The organism is Dehalococcoidia bacterium, assembly GCA_040902535.1.
GTDB lineage: Bacteria > Chloroflexota > Dehalococcoidia > DSTF01 > JACRBR01 > JBBDXD01.
Genome location: JBBDXD010000014.1, coordinates 82,790 through 105,276 on the forward strand (window position 1 = coordinate 82,790; position 22,487 = coordinate 105,276).

A 22,487-nucleotide genomic window follows, 5' to 3' on the forward strand; every position below is an offset into this window, starting at 1 on the left:
CAGCTACTCGTCGTGCTCGGACGGCTCGGGCTTCGCGGAAGTGACGTACTGCTGCACGAGCGGCAGCCAGTCCTTCTCGTCCTTCTCGCCGAAGTCCCACCAGACCTGCTCACCCTGGGCTGTCTCGACGACGAGGCACTGCTGACGGCTGGACGGCATGCCCATCGTCGCGCCGGGCCACGGATACAAGCCCGTCGACGTGACGTCGGCGTAGGGCACGGACATCCACTTCGCGTCACCCTTCTCCGCTTCGAAGAGCAACCGGCGGTTCGTCATGTGCAAAACGCCCTTCTTCACTTGTTTGCCGTAGAGCAGCGTGGCCTTCGTCGCTTGCTTCACCTCTTCGCCGGAAGGCAGCGCCATGGAGGGCGGCGCCAGCGGTTTCGGCGCACGGTCCTTCTTGCCGAAGAACGGGATCCTCATCGCATCGACCTCGCGTACTTCATCGCCGGGCGCAGCTGCGTGCGATGGCGCCGGTCGTGGTTCGAGAACATCAGCACATAATCGAGGATCGTATGCCGGTTGGGACGGGGCTGCCACCAGAATTCCGCCGTCAGTTCCAGGTGCTTCGGTTTGAGTTGCGACAGCAACAGCAACGTCTCGTGACGCATCGAAAGATACTCGTCGATCAGCGCGCGATCCGGCGAGTATTGGCGCTCGCCGACACGCTCCGCGTTGCCCGCCTCGACATCGGGCCACTCATCTACGCTGTCCGTCTCGATGATGTGGCGCAGATGGCCCTGCAGCACCCAGTCGCCCGTCGCGATGTGCGCCAGGAGTTGGCGATTCGTCCAGCCCGGGTTCACCGATGGTAGTTCCCACGCCGCAGCGTCGACGCTATAGATCACGTACAGGCTTTCATCCGGCGCCAGCGCGTCGACGCCTGCCTGGATCGCAGGCAGGAACTTCAGGTTCTGCGGATACCAGCTCTGTTCGCGCGCGCGCCGAACGTCAGCCAGGTGCAGGCGGTCGTGATAGCCGAGCCAGATCCGTTCGCGCACCGAGTTGTGCTCCGCACCGAACGCCGGCAGCGACAGCGCGAGGTGCCGCGGCTCCAGCAGCTCGAACAGGCTGAGGAGCAGTTGGCGTCGCGAGTGCATCTCTTCGATGAGCTGTGCGGGCGTGCGCTGGCGGCCGCGTTTCACGGCGCGTTCGCGGGCAGCGCGCGCTTCCTCCGGTGTGATCGGCTTCGCGTCCGCGCCCTCGCCCCGGAGCAATCCCTTGGCCGCGAGCGCCCAAGTGTGGTCTGCCGCGGCTATGTGCGCGAGCACGTCGTGCAGCGTGCGCGAGCCGTAGGGGACGAACTTGCCCCATTCTTGCGGTTGCACGCCTTCCAGCGTCTCGGTCAGGACATCACGCGCCATCTGCATGTCCTGCACAGCGTCGTGAACGTAGGCCTCCATGGGCGCAGTGTATCGATGCCGCGCCATCACAGCATCGCCGGATACGTCACGCGCCCATGCTCGATCCGGGCGAATCGCGTCATCCGGTGCGTATCGGCGTTCGATGCGGACATGATGTGATCCACGGAATGGCCGCGCGCAGTGAGCGCATCGGCGATCAGCGAGCGATGGCATCGCCACGGCACCGCCTCCGCGCACATGATGGCGGCTCTCGACGCGCCGGCGAGCGCGATCAGGCGTTCGAGCGCAGCCGCGAAGTCTGCGGTGAGCATGTAATCGGCGTATCCGCGGAACGACTCATTTTGCCACGCCATGTTCGCCGAGTCTGCACGCGGCTTGCGGAAGCCACCGAGCTCCGGCAGATGCACGTACGCGATGCTTCGCTCCGGCAGCGCCGCGGCGAGCGCATCGCTGTTGAAGTGCGGATGCCGCCGCGAACGGGGCACCGTGCGCACGTCGACCAGCGTCTCGATGCGCCATGCTGTGAGCATCGATACGAACTCATCGAACGTGCGCGTCGAGTGGCCGACCGTCCACAGCTCGACCGCGTCGCTCATCCCGTCTGCGGCTCCGCAAGCCCGAACGCCCATCGGAACTGCGTAACGAGCAGGTCGAGCGGAGCGTCCCACTCACCTGCGAAGCGCATCCCGAGGTGGATCAGCCGTGCGCACTGGTTCGCGAATTGCACGCGGTCGACGAAGCCGTCGTCCGCCGGCCGCGCGTAATGGGCGAGCACCTGCTCGACGAATGGCATCCCGAGCCACAGCGCTACGCCTACGAACTCCGTCGCTGGATCGCCGATCGCCGCGTCCGCCCAGTCGATAATCCCGTGAAGATCATCGCCTTTCGGCGTCAGGATGTAGTGCTCACCCTTCAGGTCGTGATGCAGGAGCACCTCGGGCAACGTTGACGGACGCGGCGGCTCCACCTCCCCAAGCAGGTAGCGCTCGACCTCGTCCGTGAGGAGCGCCGGTGCTTCGCGACGGATCAGATCCGCATAACCCTCGATGCGCCGCCTCAGCTCCGATGCCGGAGGCGCAGCGTGCGGCACGACGCCGCATGCCCGGGCATCGGCGAGCGGAAACGCGTGCAGGATGGACAGCGCGCGGCCCAGCGTCTCCGCGCAACATGCACGATCGGCGCCGACGGGCCGATGCGTCTCCCCCGACAGCCCTTCGACCTTTCGATACGCCGCAACCCCGTACGGGAAGCGCTCGTCGGGCTCATGCACGTACTCGAACACGGGGATCGCGACAGGCAGCAGTGGCGCCAGCCGTGGCAACAGTTCCCGCTCGATCCCGAGACACCGCGCCGACGTGTCGTCGCGCGGTACGCGGATTACCACGTGGCCGTCGATCTCGTAGTTCGTGAAGTCGCCACGCTCGTCCATCAACCTTACGTGGCCAAAGGTCAACGACGGAAAGCGCGCACGGAGCGCCGATAGACCGCTGAAGTCAGGGATCGCAGACTGCATATTCGCCGGTATCCGCTCCGCCGCGTACTCCACTCCGTCGATGCGTTCCGCGCATCGCGTTATGTCGTGTTATCGTCCTCGCCAGATTCAGATCTGCTATTCTGGACTCAACGGTATCATGCGAGACCATACGGGCTGTGAACGAGGAGGCGGGAATGTCCAGGGCGAAGGTGGCAGTGCTGTTCTCGAAGCCTGAAACGGTGCACGAGGACTACGAGCGGCTCATGGACATGGCGGACTTTCGCCAGCACCTGAACCCCAACGCCACGACCATCCTCAAGGACAACATCTCCTGGCACTTCCCGTTCCCGTCCGCCAACACGACGCCCTGGCAGCTCGAGGCGGCTATTACGGGCCTGCGCAAGGCCGGCTACGACGACCTGATCTGCGTGCAGAACAAGACCGTCGTGACCGACGCCTTCAAGGGCGAAGACCTCAACAAGTACCTGCCTGTCTTCAAGCACCACGACGTGCCGGTGAAGTTCAACTTCCGCGACCAGGACATGACCTGGGAGGTCTACCGGCCCCGCAAGCCCATGCTGGTGCTGGACAAGATCTTTCCGGACGGCGTCAAGATCCCTGACTTCTTTCATGGCAAGAACATCGTCCACCTGCCGACGGTGAAGTGCCACATCTATACGACGACGACCGGCGCCATGAAGAATGCGTTCGGCGGGCTGCTGAGCACCAACCGCCACTACACGCACAGCCACATCCACGAGACGCTCGTCGACCTGCTGACGATCCAGAAGGAGATCCACAGCGGCATCTTCGCGCTGATGGACGGCACTTCCGCCGGCAACGGTCCGGGGCCGCGCATCATGAAGCCTGAGCAGAAGAACGTTATTCTCGCGTCCGGCGACCAGGTCGCGATCGACGCCATCGCGGCGAAGATGATGGGCTTCGACCCGATGAGCATCCAATACATCAACCTGGCGCATCACGCCGGACTCGGCGTCGGCGACCCGCGCGACATCGAGATCGTCGGCGCGGACATCACGAACGAGTCGTGGGGGTTCAAGGTCGGCGCGACGCTGCACAGCGTCATGGGCTACCTGGCGTGGTTCGGCCCGACGAAAGTGCTGCAGAAGGCGATCTTCCGCACGCCGCTCGTGCACGCGACGAACCTCTTCTCGGAGGCGTTCCACGACTACTACCACTGGCCGCTGAAGGAAAAGAAGATCTACGAGCAGTGGCTCACCGAATCCCCGTGGGGCCACCTGTTCCAGAAGTACATCGACGAAGGGGCGCAGTCCCCATCGACGGCGCCGGTCGCCACCGCATAACGGCCTCCTGCGATGATCGCCGTAACGGCCACGCTGCCCGATGACGCGGCGCTTCGTGCGTCGGTGGTGCTCGTGCACGGCGCGGCGAATTCAGCGTCAGTGTGGACGTACTGGCAGCGCGCGCTGGCGGAACATGGCTTCGCTTCGTACGCGGTCGACCTGCGCGGGCACGGCGCGAGTGACCCCGTCGACCTGTCCCGGACATCGATGCGGGACTACGTTGACGACGTCGTAAACCTCATTAACGAACTCGGCGGCAAGCGGGATTACTGGATCTCCATGGGATGGAGCATGGGCGGGTTGGTGGCGATGCAAGCCGCGTACGACCAGTGCGCGCTGGCATTCGTCGGGCTGGCGCCGAGCACGCCGGCGCTCGCGCGTGACGCTTCGATGCCGCTCCGCGAAGGCGTGTTCGGCATCGAAGAGTACGGCATCACGGACTTCGATCCGGACGCGGATCAGCCGGCGATGGTCGACCTCGATCAAGAGGAGCGTGCGATCGCGCTGGCATCGCGATCGTCGGAGTCACGCTACGCACGCGATGAGCGTGCGGCGGGCGTCGTGGTGAGCGACCTCGACTGTCCGTCGCTGATCGTGACGAGCACCGGCGACACGCAGTGGCCGCGCTCGCGCTACGACTCTATGCATCTGCCGGTCGAGCACCTGAGCGTCGAAGGCGCGTCGCACTGGGGGTTGGTGCTGAACCGGCGCGTCATCGAGGCGCTTGTTCCGCGCGTGGTGGCATGGATTGATGGCGTGGCGCCTGAGTGAGATTTGCCTTCGGCCTGGCCAAGGACGTGTGTGTGCAATTCGTGAGAGATTCTTCGCTGCGCTCAGAATGACCGCGAGCGTTACTCCGTAAACAGCAGCAGCCGATAGTCCGCAGGCGCATAATCGATGATCTCACGGCCCGCCTGCGTGGCGCCACCTTCCGTGAGCAGATCGAAGTGCAATACGGGCTGCACCTGCGACAGATCGATGTCCAGCCGGATGCCGGCGATCTGGCTGTCCGCCGAGGCGAGCGGCGCAAAACCGGTGAACTTCGGCGGACCCGCGAAGCCGACCACGTAGCGCCACGGCTCGGGCCGTGATTGCACGGCGAGCTTGAGCGCGAGCGGCGGCTCGGTGAGCAACGGCTCCACGTACTCGCGGATGACGGCCTCGGATGCGTATTCGGTCGTCGGCCCCACTCGAATCGTATTCACAGACGCGCCTTCGTACCGCTGGCAGATGGCGGAGCCGCGGAGGCCGCTGCAGATGCGCGGCTCCCAGTTGAACGTCGCCAACAGCGCATCGACGTTTTGTGCGGCGATGGCCGAGATGATCGCGTCGAGCGCTGGCTCCTGCGAGAGCATCGCAGCCGCGGCGTCGGGAGGCAGGGCTTCGCCGAGGTCGGGGGTCGCCGTCGAGACGACGAGCCCTTCGGGCACGAGACCGGCGGTCGCAGCCGCGACGAGCGTAGCGCGCGCTTCGGTTGGGTTCGGCGTCGGTGTTGTTACCCCTGCCTGTGACGGCGGCGGCGCTTCGCAGGCTGACGCGAGAGCCGCCATCATCAGCATCACCAGTACGACGTTCTTCCGCATCACCGCCACCTCACACCTCGTCGCGTGACGCGATGGTAGCGGATTCGCCGGCGTTGATCCCGACGCGTTGCCTACGCCCGGGTGACGCCATCCGCGCGAGCTTACACGCTACGTCGAATGTTCAGCGTGCGCCGGGTCGCGCTCTTCCGCGACGTTGAAGCGGCGCACAAGGCGGAAGTAGGCGAGGTCCACGCGCCGGTTGCGGCCCACGACCTCGCGCAGCGGCACCGCCACGATATCCAGCCCCTGCGCGGCGGCGATAACGCCCGTGCGCTTTTCGTGCAAGAAATCGACGGCTGTGGCGCCCATGCGCGTCGCCAGCACGCGGTCGAACATCGAAGGCGAGCCGCCGCGCTGCACGTGGCCGAGCACGGTGACCCGCGCTTCCGCGCCCGTGCGAGCTTCCAGCGCCTCCGCCAGGCGCGTCCCGATGCCGCGCGTGGCAAGCTGCGCGTGCCCGAACTGGTCCACGCGGCCCGCCGCATCGCCGGAGTCGACACCTTCGACCTTCGCGCCTTCGGCCACCACGACGATGCTGAAGCGGCGCGACTCCATCCGGTGCTGCACGTGGTGTACGCACAGGTCGAGCGAGATCGGCTCTTCCGGAATGATGATGAGATCGGCGCCGCCGGCAATGCCCCCCGTGAGGGCGAGCCAGCCTGCATCGCGGCCCATGACTTCGACCACCATGACGCGCCGGTGCGCTTCCGCCGTCGTATGCAGCCGGTCGAGCGCTTCGCCCACAATGTCGACCGCCGAGTCGAAGCCGATGCAGTAGTCCGTCCCCCAGACGTCGTTGTCGATCGTCTTGGGGACGCCGATGACCGAGAAGCCCCGCTCAGCGAGCTTCGCCGAGACGCTGAGCGTGTCGTCGCCGCCGATCGTGATCAGCCCTTCGATCCCGCGGCGCTGCAGGTTGTCTTCGACCTGCCGCATTTCCTCCTCGTTACGCGCCGGGTTGGTGCGCGACGAACCGAGGATGGTGCCCCCCAGGTGCAGGATGCCCGCGACTTCCTCCGACGTCAGCAGCAGCGAGTTGCCGGCGCCGAGCAGCCCCGCCCAGCCCTCGCGGAAGCCGTGGACCTCGTCGCCGCGCATCCACGCCCGGTGGGCGATTGCCCGGATGGCCGCATTGAGGCCCGGGCAGTCGCCGCCGCCCGTGAGGACTGCGATGCGCATGGGCGTCACCTCCGTGCGTCGATCATGCGGTCTTGCCTGCAGCATACGGGAATCAGGAAGACCCTGAGTTCAGCCGACGAACGGACTCGGCATTGAGGGGAGCCTGAGCGTCAAGTTTCATGAGCGGCGCGTGGCGGTGTCCGGCGGCGCTACGTTATGGTAGGACGCACACTCGAACGAACTTGACGGCTGCCCCGCCCGCCTCGGACGCGTGTTTTCGCGTTTCGGGTAGGAGGGGGAACGTGTCGTACTGCCACATAGAGCCCAGGAGGACCGCCTGATGAGCGACTCGTCGTTGCTCTCCCAGTTGGAGCAGCGCACACAGCAGGTGAAGATCACGCTGGCGAACCTCGAAGCGGAGAAAACCCGCATCGAGAACCTCATCGGCCAGTTGCAGCCTCTTGTGCCGCAGTACGACGCACTCATTTCCGCCGAGAAGCTGCTCGGCGAAGCGAATATTGAACTGCACTCGTTGGCGCAGGATCGCCCGGACGAGCACCAACCGCAGCACAACGGCTGGGGTGATGCGCAGCCGCAGCAACAGGAGCAGGAGCAGGAGCATCCCTGGGGCGGCTGAACGTTGGAAGCGTGAAGCGAGAGGCGGGAAGCAGGATCAACGCCTCCGTTGAGCCGTCGGTGCAACAGGCCGTTGGTGCAATCGGCCTCCGTCCTCCGTCACACCGCTTCCCGCTACTATCACGTAGCCTATGCGCTGCCGCGGCGCTGACGTAGCATGTAATGGAGGCAGGAGACACATCCTGCCTTCGTCATGTCCGGCGCATCTGCATCGACCGAAGCCCTCCAGAAAGGGACAGCGATGACAAGCGAAGTCGAGACGAAGCACCCCGTCCAGATCATGGACGGCCTGTTGCAACTCAAAGTCCCGATCCCCAACAACCCGCTCGGGTGGGTGCTCCCGTACCTCATCGAGGGGCACGACGGCTGGACGCTCGTCGACTCCGGGTGGAACGTGCCGGAGGCGTGGGATGCTCTGGAACAGCAACTGCGCGACGCCGGAGTAACGTTCGACAAGCTGAAGACGCTGCTGGTCACGCACATCCATCCCGACCACTACGGGCTTGCCGGGCGCGTGAAGGAGCATAGCGGCGCCAAGGTCATCGTCCACCAGCGCGAACGCGATCTGATCCGTTCGCGCTACCGTGATCCGTCGCAACTGCTGGCGACGATGGGCGACTGGCTGATCATGAACGGCGTGCCGAGAAGTTCGATGGAAGACCTCAAGGCGTCGGCGATGCCGGTGCGCGCGTATGTGGACCCCGTCGAACCCGATGAGGTCGTGTGGGGCGGCGAACGCCTGCCGATCGGCCGCTTCGAGTTCGAGGTGTGGTGGACGCCCGGGCATTCGCCCGGCCACATCTGCTTTCTCGAGCGCGGCAAGAAGTTCATTCTCACGGGGGACCACGTGCTCCCCACGATCACGCCGAACATCAGCCTGCATCCGCAGCAGCAGGGCAACCCGCTGGGCGACTACATCGCATCGCTCGAACGGCTTGAGGATCTCGACGTCGAACAGGTGCTTCCCGCGCACGAGTTCATGTTCAACGACCTGAAGGCGCGCCTCCGCAGCATCGAGTTGCACCATCGCGAGCGGCTGGACGAGATGATCGCCGCGATCGGGCGCGCCCAAAAAACTGCGTACGATGTCGCGGCGAAGGTGAAATGGGCGACGGGCGACTTCAGCACCTTCTCTTCGTGGATGCAGCGTGCCGCGATCGGTGAGACGATCGCACACCTGGACTACCTGGTGATCGAAGGCGTGCTGGCGAAGTTCATGCAGGAAGGTGTGCAGTACTACAAGAAATCTGGCAATGACTGAGCTGTCTGTCGCGTACTACACGCACGCCAGCACGGCCGTCGGTCCGTTGCTGATCGCGGGCGACCGCTGCAGCCTCATGGCCATCAAGTTCGACGTCGAGGTGTACCAGATCGCTCGGGAAGTCGAGCGGCTCTACGACGAACTGCGCCAACGTTTCGTGCTGGAGCGCGACGATGCGCGGATGGCGGGCGTCGTACAACAGGTGGTCGACTACGTCGAAGGCAAACGGACGAAGTTCAAACTGTCCCTCGATCTGTCGTTCCTGACGCCGTTTCAACAGGCGGTACTGCTCGAGTGCGCACGCATCCCCCGCGGCGAGATCGCGAGTTACGCCGAACTCGCGCGGCGCGTCGGCAAGCCGCTGGCGTTTCGCGCCGTCGGCAACACCATGCGCATCAATCCGATCCCGATCGTCATCCCATGCCATCGCGTCGTGGCGAGCGACGGCATCGGCGGCTACGGGGGTGGGCTGGCCGTCAAGCGGCAACTGCTCGCGCTCGAAGGCGTGTCGATCTAACTTCGCCTCTGTTTCTCGCGCGGCCCGTGCCTGCTTCACCGCGCCGGCCGCGTCGGCCCAAGATCGCGCAGGCGCTCAACCTTCGTCCAATGATCACGCAGGACGCGTGTGCGACGGCGAGCGCGGGGGAGCTTCGCATGCACAGGCCACTCGCGCTACTGGCGGCGGTCGTCTTCTTGGTGGCCGCAGGATCCGTCTCTTCCGTCGTTCCACGCGTCACCGAAGCGGCGCCGGTGTTCAACGAGGCGGCTTGCGACGACCGCGCGTTATCGCCGGAAGGCTTTGACAGATCAAGGATGCGCTGCGGATTCGTCACGGTTGAAGAGTCGAGCCGCAGCGATACCCGAATGATCGACATCTGGGCGGTCGTGATCGAGGCAACCTCGCCGAACCCTGAGCCCGATCCCATCGTCTTCCTGCCTGGCGGCCCCGGACAACCGGGGGTCGACTTCGCGGCGTACTCCTCGGAGTGGTACAGCCAGGCGCTCGACGACCGTGATTTCATCTGATTTCATCGCGTTCGATTTCCGTGGCACGGGACTATCCGGAAAGCTCGCGTGTACGGAATACGACTCGGTGCTCGCTGATGCGCTCAAGGAAAAGCTGACCGAACAGCAGACGGACATGCGATACGACGCAGCGATGGACTTGTGTCTGGAGCGCTACGCGGCGGACGGTGTCGATCTCAGCACCTACGATAGCGCGACGATCGTCGAGGACATGGTCGAGTTGATGACAGCGCTCGGATACGACGAGTGGAACCTGATCGGCGGTTCGTATGGCACGCGGCTAGCACTCACGGCGGTGCGCGATGCGCCGGAGCACATCCGCAGCGCTGTGCTCGATGCGCGTCGCGCCGGTGATCGATGTCGACGTCGAGCGCATAGCGTTGTTCGAGTCCAAGCTGAATGAGCTTTGGGACGCATGCCTGGCGGACGCGGAATGCGGTGGCGCGTACCCGGCCATCGAGCAGACATTCTGGGACCTTGTCGCGCGGGCGAACGCGAATCCGATCGCCGTTCAAGCAACGGCACCCGATGGCACGCCGGTGGATGTCGAGATCGACGGATCCGCCATCATCGAGGGCACATTCCGTCGCGATGTGGGACACCTCGCTGTTGCCGCTCATACCGTTCGCGATCGACGACATTGCCCGCGGGAACACGGGCGTGCTCAGCCAGGTCACATCCCAGCTGTTGTTCCAGGATTTCGGCATCGCCACCGGCATGTTCTGGAGCGTGCAATGTAATGAGGAGTGGCCGTTCTATACGGCGGCGGCCGTCCGCGCGGCGACGGAGGGGGTGCGAGAAGAAGTCATCGAAGCGGGGATCGGTGGCGCGACGAGTCCCGCCGCGGTCGACGAACTGCAAGCGCTCTGCGAAGAGCTGAGCACCCCGGATCCGGATGCGATCGAACGTCAGGCCGTAACGAGTTCGATACCGACATTGATCCTCGCCGGGGAATTCGACACCAACACTCCGACGGAGTTCGGCGAGGTGGCCGCGGAGACGCTCTCGAACAGTTATCTGATCGAGGTGCCATCGTCGGGCCACTTCGTGACGTTCCCGCGGCAGGAGTGTACGAATCCGCTGATCGCGGCGTTTTTCGCCGCGCCGCAGCGGCGTCCCGATGATTCATGCGTGCAGGCGATCCCGCCGGTGGACTTCATCGTGGCCGGTGAGGAAGCCGCACCGTCCCCAACGCCTGCCGGTCCGCCGACGCCGCCGGAACCTGTGGGCGTGATCACCGCGCCTGACACTGGCACTGGCCAACTCATGCGCGACGATCGGCCGTCGTGGGTCCTGTCGGCGATGGCGCTCTTGGGGATGTCACTGCTGGTGCTCGGTTCGAAGCGCGGGGTTCGCGGCCGGTAATAGTCCCGCCGCCCGGTGCTGTGCGCAGCCAGTCCCTCCGGCGCGTACCTCTGTCAGCTACTCAGATCGGCGCCGTCCGTCGAAGGGGCGGGCTTTGGCGGGGCGGGTGGCGTATAGGTGGCCGTGCTGGGACGGCGCGGGCGCGTCAGGCGAGATGGCTGCTGGGCGGGAGACGGCGCGCCAACTCCCGACGATGCGTCGGCGGCGACCGGCTGAGGACGCTGAGGCATCGCTTGCGGGCCGCGGTCGGCGCCGCAGTACGGGCACACCACCCAGCGCGCCAGCAGCGGCTTCTGGCACGACTCACAGGGTATGCGCAGCGTCGAGCGGCAGTACGGGCAGGCCACGAACGCGTCCTCGATCCGGCGCCGGCACGACGGGCACGTCGCCTGCTCCTGGATCTCGTGCAGAAGCGCCTCGGCTTCGAGCTGGCGGTCGTAGCGGTCAGCAATCGTGTCTTTCGGCCGCAGGATCAGGTACAGGAACATGCCGGGCAGGTTGAAGACGAGCACCGTGAGCACCGATACAGTCTGCGTGAGCGGGTCGCGTGTGCGCGAAGCAATGTCGCGGTAGGTCCACACGAGCGCCGCGATCCACATGACGATCAAGTAGGCGACCATGATGATCACCGCTATCGTCAGGGCGTCTTGCCAGACGCCGTCATCCCAGATCGCGAGCAGCATGTGCTTCTCCCTCGCTACGGCGGCGGTGCGGGGCCGCCGGCCGTGATCCCGCCGATTATATCAGCATTGCGATGCCATCCCGTCTCAAGCGAGCATCACAAATGGGCCGTCAACCATAGGACGATCCGTCATCGTCGTCCGATGCCTGTCTGCCGGCCATGGCGCTGGATACCCTGAGAGACGATGCCCACGACGGTCGATCACATCCTTGGAGAACTGAATCCACCGCAGCGAGAGGCCGTCACGGCGACGCTCGGGCCACTGCTGATCCTGGCGGGCCCGGGGTCTGGCAAGACCCGCGTCATCGCCCACCGGATAGCCTATCTCGTCGAGCACGAGGAGGTGGAGCCGTGGCGTATCGTCGCGGTGACGTTCACGAACAAGGCCGCGCGCGAGATGCGCGGCCGCGTCGTATCACACCTCGACGAACGCGCGAGCGAGGTGATGCTGGGCACGTTTCACTCGATCTGCGCCCGCATTCTGCGCATCGACGGGCAACGGATCGGGCTCGATCGGTCATTCAATATCTACGATGACGCCGACCAGATGGCGCTCATGAAGCGCGTCGCCGACGCCCTTGCGATCGACACGCGCGCGATCAAGGAGCGGGCGATCCTGTCGGCGATCTCGCAGGCGAAGAGCGAACTGATCACGCCGTCTGACTACGCATCGAAGACGCACGACTGGTTCACGGAGGTCATCGCGCGGGCATACGAGCGTTACCAGCAGATGCTCGCGGAGAACAGCGCGCTCGACTTCGACGACCTGATCGTGAAAACCGTGCAGCTTCTGCAGGACGACGAGCACACCCGCCGCAAGTACCAGGATCGATTCCTGCACGTGCTCGTAGACGAGTTCCAGGACACGAACGTGGCGCAGTACCAGCTCGCACGGCTGTTCGCGGCGTTTCACGGCAACATCTGCGTCGTCGGCGACCCGGACCAGTCGATCTACTCGTGGCGCAGCGCCGATATCCGCAACATCCTCAACTTCGAGCGCGACTTCCCGAATGCGAAGATCGTGCTGCTCGAGCAGAACTATCGCTCGACGCAGACGATCCTCGATGCCGCACACGCCGTGATCGCCGGCAACAAGCAGCGCAAAGAGAAGTCGCTCTGGACCGACCGCGGCGCCGGCCAGCCGATCTGCGTGTACGAGGCGTACGACGAGCAGGAAGAGGCCCAATTCGCCGCAGACGAGATAGCCGGGCTGCTGCGCAACGGGCACGACGAGCGTGACTTCGCGGTGATGTATCGCACGAACGCCCAGTCGCGAGCGCTCGAAGAGGCGCTGATCCGGGCCGGCATCCGCTACCAACTCGTCGGCGGCACGCGATTCTACGAGCGCCGCGAAGTCAAGGACGTGCTGGCCTACATGCGGCTCGTCCACAATCCATATGACGTCGTGAGCTTCGCGCGCGTCGTGAACGTGCCGGGCCGCGGCATCGGCGACAAGACGATGGAACAGCTCGAGCTGTGGGCGGGGCGCCTCGGCATGCCGCTGTACACCGCGCTGCAAATCCTCTCGGCGCAACAGGGCGGCAACCACGAGCACGAGGCCGCGAAGCTGGAACCGCACCCCGTAGGCACGCGGCAGGCCAACGCGCTGGTCAGTTTTCTGGAGATGCTCGACGAGTTGATCGACGTCGCAGCGAAGAACAACGTTTCGACGTTGATCGATGGCGTGCTCGAACGCACGCAGTACCGCAAGTGGCTGTTTGCATCCGCAGAGGACGACCTCGAGGCGGAGGAGCGCTGGGCGAACGTCGAGGAACTGCGCAACGTCGCAAGCGACTACGACGGCCTGGCGGCGGGCCACGGACTGGTGTCGTTCCTCGAAGACGTGGCGTTGATCTCAGACGCCGACACGATCGACGACACCGAGGACGACGGCGGGCGGGTGACGCTGATTACGCTGCACTCGGCCAAGGGGCTGGAATACCCGGTCGTGTTCATGATCGCCATGGAGGAAGGCGTGCTGCCGCACGTGCGGTCGTTCGACGATCCCTCGCAGATGGAGGAGGAACGGCGACTCGCGTACGTCGGCATGACGCGCGCAAAGTCGCGACTGTACCTGCTGCGTTCGTTCCGCCGCTACGGGATCGGCATGTCGACGCACAACCCGCCTTCGCGGTTCCTGCGCGACATCCCCTCCGAGTTGATCACGGCGAAGTCGGCGGTGTCGGAGGCGTCGGGGACGCAGGCCGAGCGCGGCCAGTTGCGCTACCGCGCAGCCGAGCGCGTTCGCGAACGCGACACCGCGGATGCCGACGCAGCGTTCTTCTCGGGCGGCGAGCGCGTGCGTCATCCGCGCTTCGGCGAGGGGATCGTCGTCGCAGCGGTGACGAAGGGCGACGACCAGGAGCTGACGATCGCGTTTAAGGGCGAGGCCGGAATGAAGAAGCTGATGCTGTCGTTCGCGCCGTTGGAGCGGATGTGATCGTCATCACGGCGCTAAAGCCGTACGCTTGAGCAAACTCTTCTTGAAGTCTGCAACGTCGCCGGTTGACCGGCAGCGCACGACCTTCTCTGCGTAGTCCGCTAGCAACTGCACTGTCTCCGCTCGCTGCCTTCGCGCCGTGCGCCGATTGTAATCAAGGAAGCTCGCGAGCCGGCGCCAACCGCGGTGGACGTTCGTCCGCGCGAGTTCCGCACGCACGTGTCGCTTGACGATGCGGGCGAGGCATGCACGGAGCGGTACGTCCAGCCACGCGATCGCATCGGCCTCGTCCAGCAGCGGTCTGAGCCATGCGTCGTGGTAAGCGCCCTCCGTGACCCACCCCGGCAGCGATCGTATCTCGTCGACGCGGGCGACGATCTCGTCGTGCGGGCGTTCGCCTTTCTCAACGTCGTACACGACGAAATCGAGGTCATGCGCCACAACGGCGAACGTATCACCGATCCAGCGCGCAAGCGTCGTCTTGCCGCTGCCCGCAATGCCGATGACGTGCACTTTGACGCTGCCGTCGCGAGTCACCCTCTCTCACTCCAATTCCATCTGCCATTCGAGCGGGTTGATGCCGCGCAGGACGGCCCCGCCATGCCTGCCAGCGCGCGTGCAAGCTTCGAGGAGCGGGAAGCCGCGCGCGAGATACCACGTGAGCGCCGCGGCAAACGTGTCACCCGCTCCGTATGCCGCAACGGTCCTGTCCGGTACAACTGGCGCCGGAAAGCGCACGACGCCGTCGCGTGTCTCGATGTAGCCTCCCCGCTCGCCCTCCGTCATCACGAGCGCCGCCGGCGAAGGCGTGTAGTCCGAAAGCACGCTGAACTCGCGCTTGTCCTTCGTGCTGCCGACGACGACGTCGGCGCGCACGCCCGAAGCATCGAGCGCCTGCTTGCGACGCGATGTGACGACGAGCACGCGCGCCTTGCGTGCTTCAATGAGCGTTTCAGGATCTTGGCCGGTGAAGTAGACGGCGTCGCACGTCTCGAGCACCTCCCACGGAAGATCGTCGCGCAGGCGCGGGTGCAGCGGTTCGCCAATGACGAAGATCGTGCGCTCGCCATCAGGCGTGATGACGGCGAGGTCGCGCGTGTGCGGCAGATCGCGGCGCGCGATGTGGATTTCGGCGGGGATCCTCGATAGCGCGCGCTCGACGGCGTGGCCCGCCTCGTCGCTGCCTGTTGCCGTGAAGAGATGCACCTCGCCGGGGCTGCGCGCGAGCTGATGGAACGCGATACCGGCACCGCCGCCGGCGATCGTGCACGATTCGGCGAGATGCGCAATCTCGCCGGGCGCTGGGAGCGCCGGCGCACGCCCAATCGTCACGTGCTCAACGTGGCCGATGACGGCAACGCGCAACTTCTCCGGCGCGACGTCTGTCATGCGGCGAGGATAACAGGATGGGAGAACCTCGAACCTCGAACCCGGAACCATTTGGACTCAGGTTCGAGGTTCTTGGTTCCAGGTTCTTACAAGCTGTACATTCGACGCCATGAAGGCAGAGATCCTCTCGATCGGCACCGAGATCCTGCTCGGCGAGATCACAGACACCAACGCCCAGTACATCGCGTCTCGGTTGCCCGGGCTGGGCATCGACCTGTATTTCAAGGCGGTCGTCGGCGACAACATGGAGCGGCTCACCGAGACCATCGGCCGGGCGCGTGAACGGTCCGACGTCGTGATCTGCACGGGCGGACTCGGGCCGACAGAGGACGACCTCACGCGCGAGGCGATTTCCGCGGTCCTCGGCGAAGAGCCGCACGTCGATCCGGACCTCGAGGCGACCTTGCGGTCGTTCTTCGAACGTCGCGGCTACGCCATGCCCGAAAGCAACGTCAAGCAGTGCTGGCTGATCCCGTCGGCGCGCGCAATACAGAATCCGCGCGGCACGGCGCCGGGATGGTGGGTCGAGCGCGATGGCAAAATTATCGTCGCTATGCCGGGGCCGCCGACCGAAATGACCCGCATGTGGGAGAACGAAGTTGCGCCCGCGTTAAAGGCCCGCAACCCCGGCGGCATCCTCGTCACGCGCACGCTTAAGACGGCCGGCGTCGGCGAAGGCACCGTGGACGAAATGATGAGCCCGCTGCTCAAGTCGCAAAACCCGAGCATCGGCATCTACGCGAGGGCGGACGGCGTGCACGTGCGCCTCGCCGCGAAAGCCGCCGACGAGGAGTCGGCTTGGCGATTGATCGTCCCCGTTGAAGAGGAGGTGCGGCAGATCCTGGGCGCGGCGATCTGGGGCGCTGATGATGACACCTTCGAGAGTGTGATCGGCGACATGGCGAAGGAACGCGGCGTCTCCATCGCGACCATGGAGTCGTGTACGGGCGGCATGCTGGCGAGCACGCTTACGGACGTACCCGGATCGTCAGCATTCTTTCGCAGCGGCCTGGTCTCCTACCAGACGGAAGTGAAGATCGAGTACGGCGTCCCCGCCGAGATCGTCGAAGAGCACGGCGTGATCAGTCCCGAGTGCGCCCGCGCGATGGCCAAAGCGACACGCGAGCGCTTCGAGGCCAGCGTGGGGGTCGGGATCACCGGTGTGGCCGGTCCGGAGGAGCAGGAAGGCAAGCCCGTGGGCACGATCCATATCGCGATCGACGCGATCTGGGCGGCGCCTCAGTCGATGAGTTACGTGTTCCCGCAGGGGCGCACCGCCGTGAAGCGTCGCGCGGTGACGACGGCGCTCGTGCTGCTGCGACAGTCGCTGCTGGAGTACAAGTCGGAGGACCTGCGTGAGTTTTGAGTTGTGAGTGCGTCTGACAAGGCCGATGTCGTTGTGTCTCGTCCCGGAGAGGCGATGTCCGCCACCGGTGCGGCCTTTGCACTACGCGAATGGACAGGGGGACCCGGCGGCGGTCCGCCGTTGCACGTGCACCACCACGACACTGAAGCGTGGTACGTGCTGGAAGGTACGCTTCGCTTCAGGCTCGCGGATCGCACGTTCGACGTCGCGGCCGGCGGCTGCGTGTTCGTCCCGGGCGGCGTAGCGCACACATTCAACAATCCCGGGCCAGGCGACGTGCGCTACCTTATCGTCCTAACACGCCGCATCCTGGACTTAATTGGCGCGTTGCACGAAGACATCACCCCGGATCGCGTCGCCGCGGTATACCGGGACTACGACTCGGAGTTACTCGAGTAGGATGATGGACGACAGAGCCGAACTGTTCCGCCACGTCGGACAGGGAAACCGAGACGCGCCGGCGGAGATGCTCCGCTACAGGCCAGATCCGGCACGCGCGCGCGACGCATCTTCGCTCTCAGTCCTCTCGTTCGCGAAATACATGCGTCGGCATGCGATACTCGACCTACTGCTAATCCAAACCGGCCCTCCGCTCGACATCTTCGAAGCAGCGTCCATCGACCGCGGACGACGCGCGCGACCTGCTCGCGGCGGATCGGGCGCTCGTCTATGCCTACTCTTCGGACGGGTTCACGGCGCTGCACTTCGCGGCGTATTTCGGGGCGACGGCGGCGATCGAAGCGTTGCTCGCGGGCGGTGCGAACATCGAAGCCCGCACGAAGAACTTTCTCGACAACATGCCGCTGCACGCCGCCGCGGCCGGCGGCCGCACGAAGCCGCGCGGCTGTTGCTGTGGCACGGCGCAGACCCGAACGCGCGCCAGCATGGCAAGTATACGTCCCTCATGACGGCGGCGTTCGCCAACAACCGCGAGCTCGCCGAAATGCTGATCGCCCGCAACGCCGACGCCGACATGCGCAACGAGGAAGGCAGGACCGCGGCCGATGTCGCCGCCGGAGTTGGCAACATGGAGCTTGCGGCGCGGCTGCGGCTCGCCGAGCGCGTGGTCGACCGGCGGAATGCCTGAACCGTCCGTCCACACCTGCTGCGCATCGAATCAAGACGCTCTGGATGCGTTACGCATGGACGCATTGTGCGCGACCCGAGCGGAGCAACCGTCGGCGCTCCACCAGCGCTAATCGTCGAGCCGCAGCAGGAGCGGCGTCTGGACGTCCGAGGGCCACACTTTAAGCGCCATGTCCGCCGGGAAGATGCTGAGGGACGCAGCTTCGTCGCGCGTAAACCAGCCGTGGCCGTGGAACGTCGTAATGCCGTCGCGCTCGGGGAGCGCGCACTCCTGCGGCCACCCGTCGGGTCGCGTTAGAAACGTGAAGCCCACCGCGAAGAGTTGATCCGACCGATACATCTCGAACACGGCCACCAGGCGCTCGATGCGCACGCGCAGTCCCGACTCCTCGAAGATCTCGCGGACGGCGCATTCCTCGATCGACTCGCCGTACTCGAGGCCGCCGCCGATGGAGCCCCAGTGGCGGACGTCGCCGCGCTGCTGGTCGATCAGCAGCAGCCGGCCCTCCGGGTCGACGACGTAGCCGCCGGCGCCCAGCTCGACCTTCGGCAGGTTGCGCACGCTGGCGGAAGGGATCGATTCGCTCATGGTGTCCCGATTCTACGCGTGTTCTCGCTGGAACGCGACGGTGCGCCTCGCTACGCTGATCGCATGACATCGAGCCTCGAAACACTCCAATCGACGAAGGAGACCCCCATGACCATGCCGGAGACGGACAATAAGGTCGCGCTCATCGTCGCCGCGCACCCGGATGATGCCGACTTCGGCGCGGCCGGCACTGCGTATCTGTGGTCGAAGGAAGGCTGGACGTTCTACTACCTCGTCTGCACGGACGGCAGCAAAGGTACCGATGACCCGAATATGGACCCCGCCGCACTCATCAAGATTCGGCGTGAGGAGCAGCGCGAGGCCGCCCGGCGCGCAGGCGTGACCGACGTCTTCTTCCTCGACAACGTCGACGGGGAGCTGACGTACACCCGCGGCCTGCTCGGCGACATCGTGCGGTACATCCGGATGCTGAAGCCGTACGCCGTGTTCACGCACGAGCCGGAGGCGTTCATCGTGCGAAACAGCTTCGTGAATCACGCGGACCATCGATGCACCGGTCAGGCGACGATCGACGCTATCTATCCGTCAGCGCGAGACCGGCTGAACTTCCCCGAGCAGATCGCCGAAGGACTCGAGCCGCACAAGGTGAAAGAGATCTACATTTGGGGTTCCGAGCAGGCTAACTTCGATTCCGACATCAGCGATGCCGTCGAACAAAAGATCTTCGCGCTGAACGCACACGTCAGCCAGGGATTGAGCAGCGAAGATCCGAACAGCGACTTCCTGAAGTTCGTGCGTGAACGCTGGCGTGGCGAGGACGGCCGCTACACGGAGCGGTTCCGCCGCGTGGTGCTTTTCCGCTGATCTCCTGATCTCCCCTTCACCTGATCATCGCCGCGTGCTACTATCGCGCGCGGCGGGGCGCTGGAACAGGGGCTGCGGGTGAAGTGGATCGGGACGATCCTCGCCTTCGTGTTTGCGCTCTCGTGGGCGTTCTCTCCTCACATGGCATCCGCACAGGAAGAGCGGGATCCGCTCATCTCCCCGCAGGTGGGTGAGCGCGGCTCGCGCTTTCAGATCGTCGGGCAGTTCGGCTGGACGCCGGGGGAGCAGGTGGCGCTCAGCATCGGCTTCGTGCAGGCGCAGCCGTTCGCGTTCGACGGCCCCTTCGCCTTCGAACAGGAAGTCACCGTGCTGCGAGACGGCACGTGGAGCTTCCCCGTCGTGCTTAACGATGCGCTCGGGCTGCCGCTGGCGGGCGACCCCGGCTACGTGGTCGTGCGGGCACAGAGCCCTTCGAAGACCGCCACCAACGCCTTCGTCTACACGGTCGATGGACGGACGCCCGTAGGCGCCGAGCAGATCGCGGATCTCGGCTTCGGGCCGGGCTTCGCGAACGTCGCGCTGCCGCTGGGCATCGCTCTGTTCGCGCTGGGCATCGGATCCCTGCTTATCGTGAGCGGCGAGTTGCGGCGACGGGATGCGACGCTTCTCGGCGCTGGGCGATACACGGGGCCGAGCTAAAGCGCGGCAGACAACCACCACACCTGCGTCTGCGTCGCGGGCTGAATGCCCGCGCCAACGAGCGGCACACGCACTCAGGCCGGCAGGCCGAGGCTCCGCAGGAACGCGTCCGTGTTGGGCTCCCGCCCGAGGAAGTCGCGCACGAGCACATCGCCGTCCACCGTGCCGCCGCGTTCGAGGATCGTACGCCGGTACTCACGGCCCGTCTCACCATCGAAGACGCCGGCATGCTCGAAGCGCGTGAACATGTCGTCGCCGAAGACGCGCGACCAGAGATACCCGTAGTAGCCCGCGTCGTAGCCGAACAGGTGGCCGAAGCCCGACTGGAAGTGCGTGCCCTCCGGATACGGGAAAGCCGTCGTCGGGTACAGCTCGCGCACGGCTTTGGTGGTGTCGCCGTCGAAGCCGGGGGAGTGGAACTTGAAGTCGAGCCGCGCGAAGAACATCTGACGCAGTTCGCGGAGGCCCGAGCTGACGTTCTTGGCGCGGATCATGGCGTCGAGGAGGTCCGCAGGCAGCGGATCGCCAGACTGGTGGTGCGCGGCGAAGCGATTCAGCACGTCGCGGTCCCAGACCCAGTGCTCGAGCATTTGCGACGGCGCCTCGACGAAGTCGCGCTCGGTCGATGATCCGCTGAACTCCAGGAAGTCCGCCCGCGTGAGCGTCTGGTGCAGGATGTGGCCGAACTCGTGCCAGAACGTCACGACTTCCGTGTGCCGCAGCAGCGAAGGGCTTTCCGCCGATGGCTTGGTGAAGTTCGCGACGATGGCGCTGATCGGCTTCTGGTAGGAGCCATCGTCGAGGCGGCGGCCGCTGCGCAGCGTGAAGGCGGCGGCATGATTGAACTTGTTCGGGCGCGGGTACAGGTCCATGTAGAAGCGCGCGATCGGTTCGCCGCCGGCCTGCGCGTCGAAGATGTCGTATGCCTGCACGTCTTCGTGCCAGATCGGCGCCTCTGGCGCAGCCTCGTACCGGATGCCGAGCAGTTCCTGCGTGACGAGAAAGAGGCCACGGACGGCGGCATCGAGCGGGAAGTAGTTCGCCACTTCAAAGTCGTCGACGGCGTACTCGGTCTTGAGCAGCCGGTTCGTGTAGAACCACCAGTCCCACGCATCGACGGTGGCATTGCCGGCGTGCGCTTGCTTTACGCGCGAGAGGGTCTCGATGTCGGCGGCAGCTTTCGGGCGAAGCTGCTGTTCGAGGTCGCGCAGAAACGTGTCGACGCTGTCACGCGTCTTCGCCATGCGCTTCTCGACGACGTACGCAGCCCACGAGTCGTAGCCAAGCAGTGTCGCGATCTCGTTCCGGGTGGCGATCGCTTCTTCCAGCACCTTGACATTAGGCTCGCCGCCCTTGTTCTGGTTCTTGAGGAACATCGTCCGTCGCAGGTCGCCTGATTCCGCGTTGTCCATGAACGGCATGATCTCGGGGTAGTCGAGCGTGACGCGGTACTTCGTCTCCCCGTCCTCCTCGACCGTCGTGAGCCCGTCGATCCAGCGGTCGGGCATGCCGGCAAGCTGATCGCGAGCCACCGTGATGCCGTCTTCCCAGGTGTCGATCGCCTTACGAAAGTCGGTACCAAGCTCGACGAGGCGCGAGTTGAGGTCCTGTATCCGCTTGCGCCTGTCCTTCGGCAGGTCGAAGCCGGCGCGCCGGTAGTCACGCAGCGTATGTTCCAACAGGCGCTTCCGCTCACCCTGCAACGACGCCGCTTCCGGCGACTCGGAGTACTCCTTGATTGCCTGGTACAGGTCCTCGCGGTAGGTGAGGTCCACGGCGTACTTGCTGATCTTCTCGTCCCACTCGCGGGCGGTCTCGCGCAGGTTGTCATCGAGCGCGACGTAGGCCATGAAGGCGTAGGCGCCCGACGCCTGGCCGACGTAGTCCGCGGCGGTCTCGAGCGCGGCGAAGGTGTTAGCGAAGGTGCGCTCGCCGGCCGGCACCGCCACGATTCTCGTGATGGCGGCGTCGCAGTCGCGCATGGCCTGCTCGCAGCCTGCGGCGACCTTCTCCGGCGTCAGGTTCCCGTATTCGATCATCTCGCGCTCCTTGGTCTGCCGCAGTGCCGGGACAGGCTATCGCGGGTTGAAGCGCCGCACCAACGAGGGCGCCGTTTCCCGTGCCAACTTGATTGTCTGAATTTTCCGGGAGCGATCCGCGGGCTCTCAGATACGAATCTTGATTGTCCGGTTTGATTGAGTGCGGCTCAGGGTTCTGCCGAAACGCCGAGCCGCGATCGCAGCGAACGGCGAGCCATGCGTTGGCTCGCAGTCACCCGGCGCGATCCTAGCAGCAAG

General features: G+C 65.3%; 26 protein-coding genes. 14 read left to right on the plus strand and 12 right to left on the minus strand.

What is annotated here, in order from left to right; all coding sequences use genetic code 11:
* Positions 1–3 precede the first annotated feature (3 nt).
* Genes WEB52_06735 through WEB52_06750 form a run of 4 tightly spaced genes read right to left on the minus strand, consistent with a single transcriptional unit; the run spans position 4 to position 2,793 of the window.
* Positions 4–423: a hypothetical protein gene (locus tag WEB52_06735; protein MEX2226126.1), complete on the minus strand. Its 420-nt coding sequence runs from the start codon at positions 421–423 to the stop codon at positions 4–6.
* Positions 420–1,403, minus strand: coding sequence for a DinB family protein (locus tag WEB52_06740; GenBank protein MEX2226127.1), 984 nt, complete (start codon positions 1,401–1,403; stop codon positions 420–422). The genes WEB52_06735 and WEB52_06740 overlap by 4 nt, the downstream gene beginning before the upstream one ends.
* Positions 1,404–1,429: 26 nt before the next feature.
* Positions 1,430–1,960, minus strand: a complete 531-nt coding sequence (locus WEB52_06745) for a DUF488 domain-containing protein (protein ID MEX2226128.1) — start codon at positions 1,958–1,960, stop codon at positions 1,430–1,432.
* Positions 1,957–2,793, minus strand: a complete 837-nt coding sequence (locus tag WEB52_06750; GenBank protein ID MEX2226129.1) for an aminoglycoside phosphotransferase family protein — start codon at positions 2,791–2,793, stop codon at positions 1,957–1,959. Before WEB52_06750 ends, WEB52_06745 begins: the two co-directional genes overlap by 4 nt.
* 239 nt (positions 2,794–3,032) lie before the next feature.
* Between WEB52_06750 and WEB52_06755 the strand changes: the two genes are divergently transcribed.
* On the plus strand, positions 3,033–4,163 hold the full coding sequence (locus WEB52_06755; GenBank protein ID MEX2226130.1) for a DUF362 domain-containing protein: 1,131 nt from the start codon (positions 3,033–3,035) through the stop codon (positions 4,161–4,163).
* Between the two features lie 12 nt (positions 4,164–4,175).
* Positions 4,176–4,934: an alpha/beta hydrolase family protein gene (locus tag WEB52_06760; protein MEX2226131.1), complete on the plus strand. Its 759-nt coding sequence runs from the start codon at positions 4,176–4,178 to the stop codon at positions 4,932–4,934.
* Between the two features lie 80 nt (positions 4,935–5,014).
* Here the strand turns inward: WEB52_06760 and WEB52_06765 are convergent, their stop codons facing one another.
* On the minus strand, positions 5,015–5,746 hold the full coding sequence (locus WEB52_06765) for a hypothetical protein (GenBank protein ID MEX2226132.1): 732 nt from the start codon (positions 5,744–5,746) through the stop codon (positions 5,015–5,017).
* 108 nt (positions 5,747–5,854) lie between these two features.
* Complete coding sequence (locus WEB52_06770; protein MEX2226133.1) at positions 5,855–6,925, minus strand: ATP-dependent 6-phosphofructokinase; 1,071 nt, start codon at positions 6,923–6,925, stop codon at positions 5,855–5,857.
* A gap of 280 nt (positions 6,926–7,205) precedes the next feature.
* Here WEB52_06770 and WEB52_06775 point away from each other — a divergent pair, with 280 nt between their 5' ends.
* The 6 genes from WEB52_06775 (at position 7,206) to WEB52_06800 (ending at position 11,153) form a co-directional block, all read left to right on the plus strand.
* Entirely contained in the window at positions 7,206–7,502 is a 297-nt protein-coding gene (locus WEB52_06775; protein MEX2226134.1) for a hypothetical protein, read from the plus strand.
* Between the two features lie 240 nt (positions 7,503–7,742).
* Positions 7,743–8,762 (plus strand): MBL fold metallo-hydrolase, encoded by a 1,020-nt coding sequence (locus WEB52_06780; protein ID MEX2226135.1) that lies wholly within the window; start codon positions 7,743–7,745, stop codon positions 8,760–8,762.
* On the plus strand, positions 8,755–9,279 hold the full coding sequence (locus WEB52_06785) for a methylated-DNA--[protein]-cysteine S-methyltransferase (protein ID MEX2226136.1): 525 nt from the start codon (positions 8,755–8,757) through the stop codon (positions 9,277–9,279). Before WEB52_06780 ends, WEB52_06785 begins: the two co-directional genes overlap by 8 nt.
* A 137-nt stretch (positions 9,280–9,416) precedes the next feature.
* Positions 9,417–9,788: a hypothetical protein gene (locus WEB52_06790; protein MEX2226137.1), complete on the plus strand. Its 372-nt coding sequence runs from the start codon at positions 9,417–9,419 to the stop codon at positions 9,786–9,788.
* Positions 9,775–10,191: an alpha/beta fold hydrolase gene (locus WEB52_06795; GenBank protein ID MEX2226138.1), complete on the plus strand. Its 417-nt coding sequence runs from the start codon at positions 9,775–9,777 to the stop codon at positions 10,189–10,191. Before WEB52_06790 ends, WEB52_06795 begins: the two co-directional genes overlap by 14 nt.
* A 188-nt stretch (positions 10,192–10,379) precedes the next feature.
* The gene (locus tag WEB52_06800) at positions 10,380–11,153 is read left to right on the plus strand and encodes an alpha/beta hydrolase (GenBank protein ID MEX2226139.1); all 774 of its coding nucleotides are present in this window, start codon (positions 10,380–10,382) and stop codon (positions 11,151–11,153) included.
* Positions 11,154–11,206: 53 nt separating this feature from the next.
* Here WEB52_06800 and WEB52_06805 read toward each other — a convergent pair whose 3' ends face one another.
* The gene (locus WEB52_06805) at positions 11,207–11,836 is read right to left on the minus strand and encodes a zinc ribbon domain-containing protein (GenBank protein MEX2226140.1); all 630 of its coding nucleotides are present in this window, start codon (positions 11,834–11,836) and stop codon (positions 11,207–11,209) included.
* Between the two features lie 183 nt (positions 11,837–12,019).
* On the opposite strand from WEB52_06805, the gene WEB52_06810 reads away from it, so the two are divergent.
* The gene (locus WEB52_06810) at positions 12,020–14,275 is read left to right on the plus strand and encodes a UvrD-helicase domain-containing protein (protein ID MEX2226141.1); all 2,256 of its coding nucleotides are present in this window, start codon (positions 12,020–12,022) and stop codon (positions 14,273–14,275) included.
* A 6-nt stretch (positions 14,276–14,281) separates the two neighbouring features.
* Here the strand turns inward: WEB52_06810 and WEB52_06815 are convergent, their stop codons facing one another.
* Positions 14,282–14,812 carry a hypothetical protein gene (locus WEB52_06815; protein MEX2226142.1) on the minus strand — a complete coding sequence of 177 codons (531 nt, stop codon included), beginning with the start codon at positions 14,810–14,812 and terminating at the stop codon, positions 14,282–14,284.
* Positions 14,813–14,818: 6 nt separating this feature from the next.
* The gene (locus WEB52_06820) at positions 14,819–15,664 is read right to left on the minus strand and encodes a PfkB family carbohydrate kinase (protein ID MEX2226143.1); all 846 of its coding nucleotides are present in this window, start codon (positions 15,662–15,664) and stop codon (positions 14,819–14,821) included.
* Between the two features lie 109 nt (positions 15,665–15,773).
* Between WEB52_06820 and WEB52_06825 the strand changes: the two genes are divergently transcribed.
* Positions 15,774–17,030: a competence/damage-inducible protein A gene (locus tag WEB52_06825; GenBank protein ID MEX2226144.1), complete on the plus strand. Its 1,257-nt coding sequence runs from the start codon at positions 15,774–15,776 to the stop codon at positions 17,028–17,030.
* 54 nt (positions 17,031–17,084) lie between these two features.
* Complete coding sequence (locus tag WEB52_06830) at positions 17,085–17,429, plus strand: cupin domain-containing protein (protein ID MEX2226145.1); 345 nt, start codon at positions 17,085–17,087, stop codon at positions 17,427–17,429.
* A gap of 274 nt (positions 17,430–17,703) precedes the next feature.
* Here the strand turns inward: WEB52_06830 and WEB52_06835 are convergent, their stop codons facing one another.
* Entirely contained in the window at positions 17,704–17,916 is a 213-nt protein-coding gene (locus WEB52_06835) for a hypothetical protein (protein MEX2226146.1), read from the minus strand.
* On the opposite strand from WEB52_06835, the gene WEB52_06840 reads away from it, so the two are divergent.
* Complete coding sequence (locus WEB52_06840) at positions 17,878–18,117, plus strand: ankyrin repeat domain-containing protein (GenBank protein MEX2226147.1); 240 nt, start codon at positions 17,878–17,880, stop codon at positions 18,115–18,117. The two genes, WEB52_06835 and WEB52_06840, sit on opposite strands and share 39 nt — an antisense overlap.
* 108 nt (positions 18,118–18,225) lie before the next feature.
* On the opposite strand, the gene WEB52_06845 is transcribed toward WEB52_06840, so the two are convergent.
* Positions 18,226–18,705 (minus strand): NUDIX hydrolase, encoded by a 480-nt coding sequence (locus WEB52_06845; protein MEX2226148.1) that lies wholly within the window; start codon positions 18,703–18,705, stop codon positions 18,226–18,228.
* Between the two features lie 63 nt (positions 18,706–18,768).
* Between WEB52_06845 and WEB52_06850 the strand changes: the two genes are divergently transcribed.
* Together WEB52_06850 and WEB52_06855 are read left to right on the plus strand one after the other, a co-directional pair.
* A complete protein-coding gene (locus WEB52_06850) occupies positions 18,769–19,530 on the plus strand; it encodes a PIG-L deacetylase family protein (GenBank protein ID MEX2226149.1) in 762 nt (253 codons plus the stop codon).
* A 78-nt stretch (positions 19,531–19,608) separates the two neighbouring features.
* Positions 19,609–20,190: a hypothetical protein gene (locus tag WEB52_06855; GenBank protein ID MEX2226150.1), complete on the plus strand. Its 582-nt coding sequence runs from the start codon at positions 19,609–19,611 to the stop codon at positions 20,188–20,190.
* 74 nt (positions 20,191–20,264) lie between these two features.
* Here WEB52_06855 and WEB52_06860 read toward each other — a convergent pair whose 3' ends face one another.
* Positions 20,265–22,229: a M3 family metallopeptidase gene (locus WEB52_06860; protein ID MEX2226151.1), complete on the minus strand. Its 1,965-nt coding sequence runs from the start codon at positions 22,227–22,229 to the stop codon at positions 20,265–20,267.
* Positions 22,230–22,487 lie beyond the last annotated feature (258 nt).

What these genes read in the sequence shown, in the direction of transcription:
- WEB52_06735 (MEX2226126.1), bottom strand. Translation starts at nt 423, where the DNA reads ATGAGGATCCCGTTCTTCGGCAAGAAGGACCGTGCGCCGAAACCGCTG.
- WEB52_06740 (MEX2226127.1), bottom strand. Translation starts at nt 1,403, where the DNA reads ATGGAGGCCTACGTTCACGACGCTGTGCAGGACATGCAGATGGCGCGT.
- WEB52_06745 (MEX2226128.1), bottom strand. Translation starts at nt 1,960, where the DNA reads ATGAGCGACGCGGTCGAGCTGTGGACGGTCGGCCACTCGACGCGCACG.
- WEB52_06750 (MEX2226129.1), bottom strand. Translation starts at nt 2,793, where the DNA reads ATGGACGAGCGTGGCGACTTCACGAACTACGAGATCGACGGCCACGTG.
- WEB52_06755 (MEX2226130.1), top strand. Translation starts at nt 3,033, where the DNA reads ATGTCCAGGGCGAAGGTGGCAGTGCTGTTCTCGAAGCCTGAAACGGTG.
- WEB52_06760 (MEX2226131.1), top strand. Translation starts at nt 4,176, where the DNA reads ATGATCGCCGTAACGGCCACGCTGCCCGATGACGCGGCGCTTCGTGCG.
- WEB52_06765 (MEX2226132.1), bottom strand. Translation starts at nt 5,746, where the DNA reads ATGCGGAAGAACGTCGTACTGGTGATGCTGATGATGGCGGCTCTCGCG.
- WEB52_06770 (MEX2226133.1), bottom strand. Translation starts at nt 6,925, where the DNA reads ATGCGCATCGCAGTCCTCACGGGCGGCGGCGACTGCCCGGGCCTCAAT.
- WEB52_06775 (MEX2226134.1), top strand. Translation starts at nt 7,206, where the DNA reads ATGAGCGACTCGTCGTTGCTCTCCCAGTTGGAGCAGCGCACACAGCAG.
- WEB52_06780 (MEX2226135.1), top strand. Translation starts at nt 7,743, where the DNA reads ATGACAAGCGAAGTCGAGACGAAGCACCCCGTCCAGATCATGGACGGC.
- WEB52_06785 (MEX2226136.1), top strand. Translation starts at nt 8,755, where the DNA reads ATGACTGAGCTGTCTGTCGCGTACTACACGCACGCCAGCACGGCCGTC.
- WEB52_06790 (MEX2226137.1), top strand. Translation starts at nt 9,417, where the DNA reads ATGCACAGGCCACTCGCGCTACTGGCGGCGGTCGTCTTCTTGGTGGCC.
- WEB52_06800 (MEX2226139.1), top strand. Translation starts at nt 10,380, where the DNA reads ATGTGGGACACCTCGCTGTTGCCGCTCATACCGTTCGCGATCGACGAC.
- WEB52_06805 (MEX2226140.1), bottom strand. Translation starts at nt 11,836, where the DNA reads ATGCTGCTCGCGATCTGGGATGACGGCGTCTGGCAAGACGCCCTGACG.
- WEB52_06810 (MEX2226141.1), top strand. Translation starts at nt 12,020, where the DNA reads ATGCCCACGACGGTCGATCACATCCTTGGAGAACTGAATCCACCGCAG.
- WEB52_06820 (MEX2226143.1), bottom strand. Translation starts at nt 15,664, where the DNA reads ATGACAGACGTCGCGCCGGAGAAGTTGCGCGTTGCCGTCATCGGCCAC.
- WEB52_06825 (MEX2226144.1), top strand. Translation starts at nt 15,774, where the DNA reads ATGAAGGCAGAGATCCTCTCGATCGGCACCGAGATCCTGCTCGGCGAG.
- WEB52_06830 (MEX2226145.1), top strand. Translation starts at nt 17,085, where the DNA reads ATGTCCGCCACCGGTGCGGCCTTTGCACTACGCGAATGGACAGGGGGA.
- WEB52_06835 (MEX2226146.1), bottom strand. Translation starts at nt 17,916, where the DNA reads ATGCTGGCGCGCGTTCGGGTCTGCGCCGTGCCACAGCAACAGCCGCGC.
- WEB52_06845 (MEX2226148.1), bottom strand. Translation starts at nt 18,705, where the DNA reads ATGAGCGAATCGATCCCTTCCGCCAGCGTGCGCAACCTGCCGAAGGTC.
- WEB52_06850 (MEX2226149.1), top strand. Translation starts at nt 18,769, where the DNA reads ATGACATCGAGCCTCGAAACACTCCAATCGACGAAGGAGACCCCCATG.
- WEB52_06860 (MEX2226151.1), bottom strand. Translation starts at nt 22,229, where the DNA reads ATGATCGAATACGGGAACCTGACGCCGGAGAAGGTCGCCGCAGGCTGC.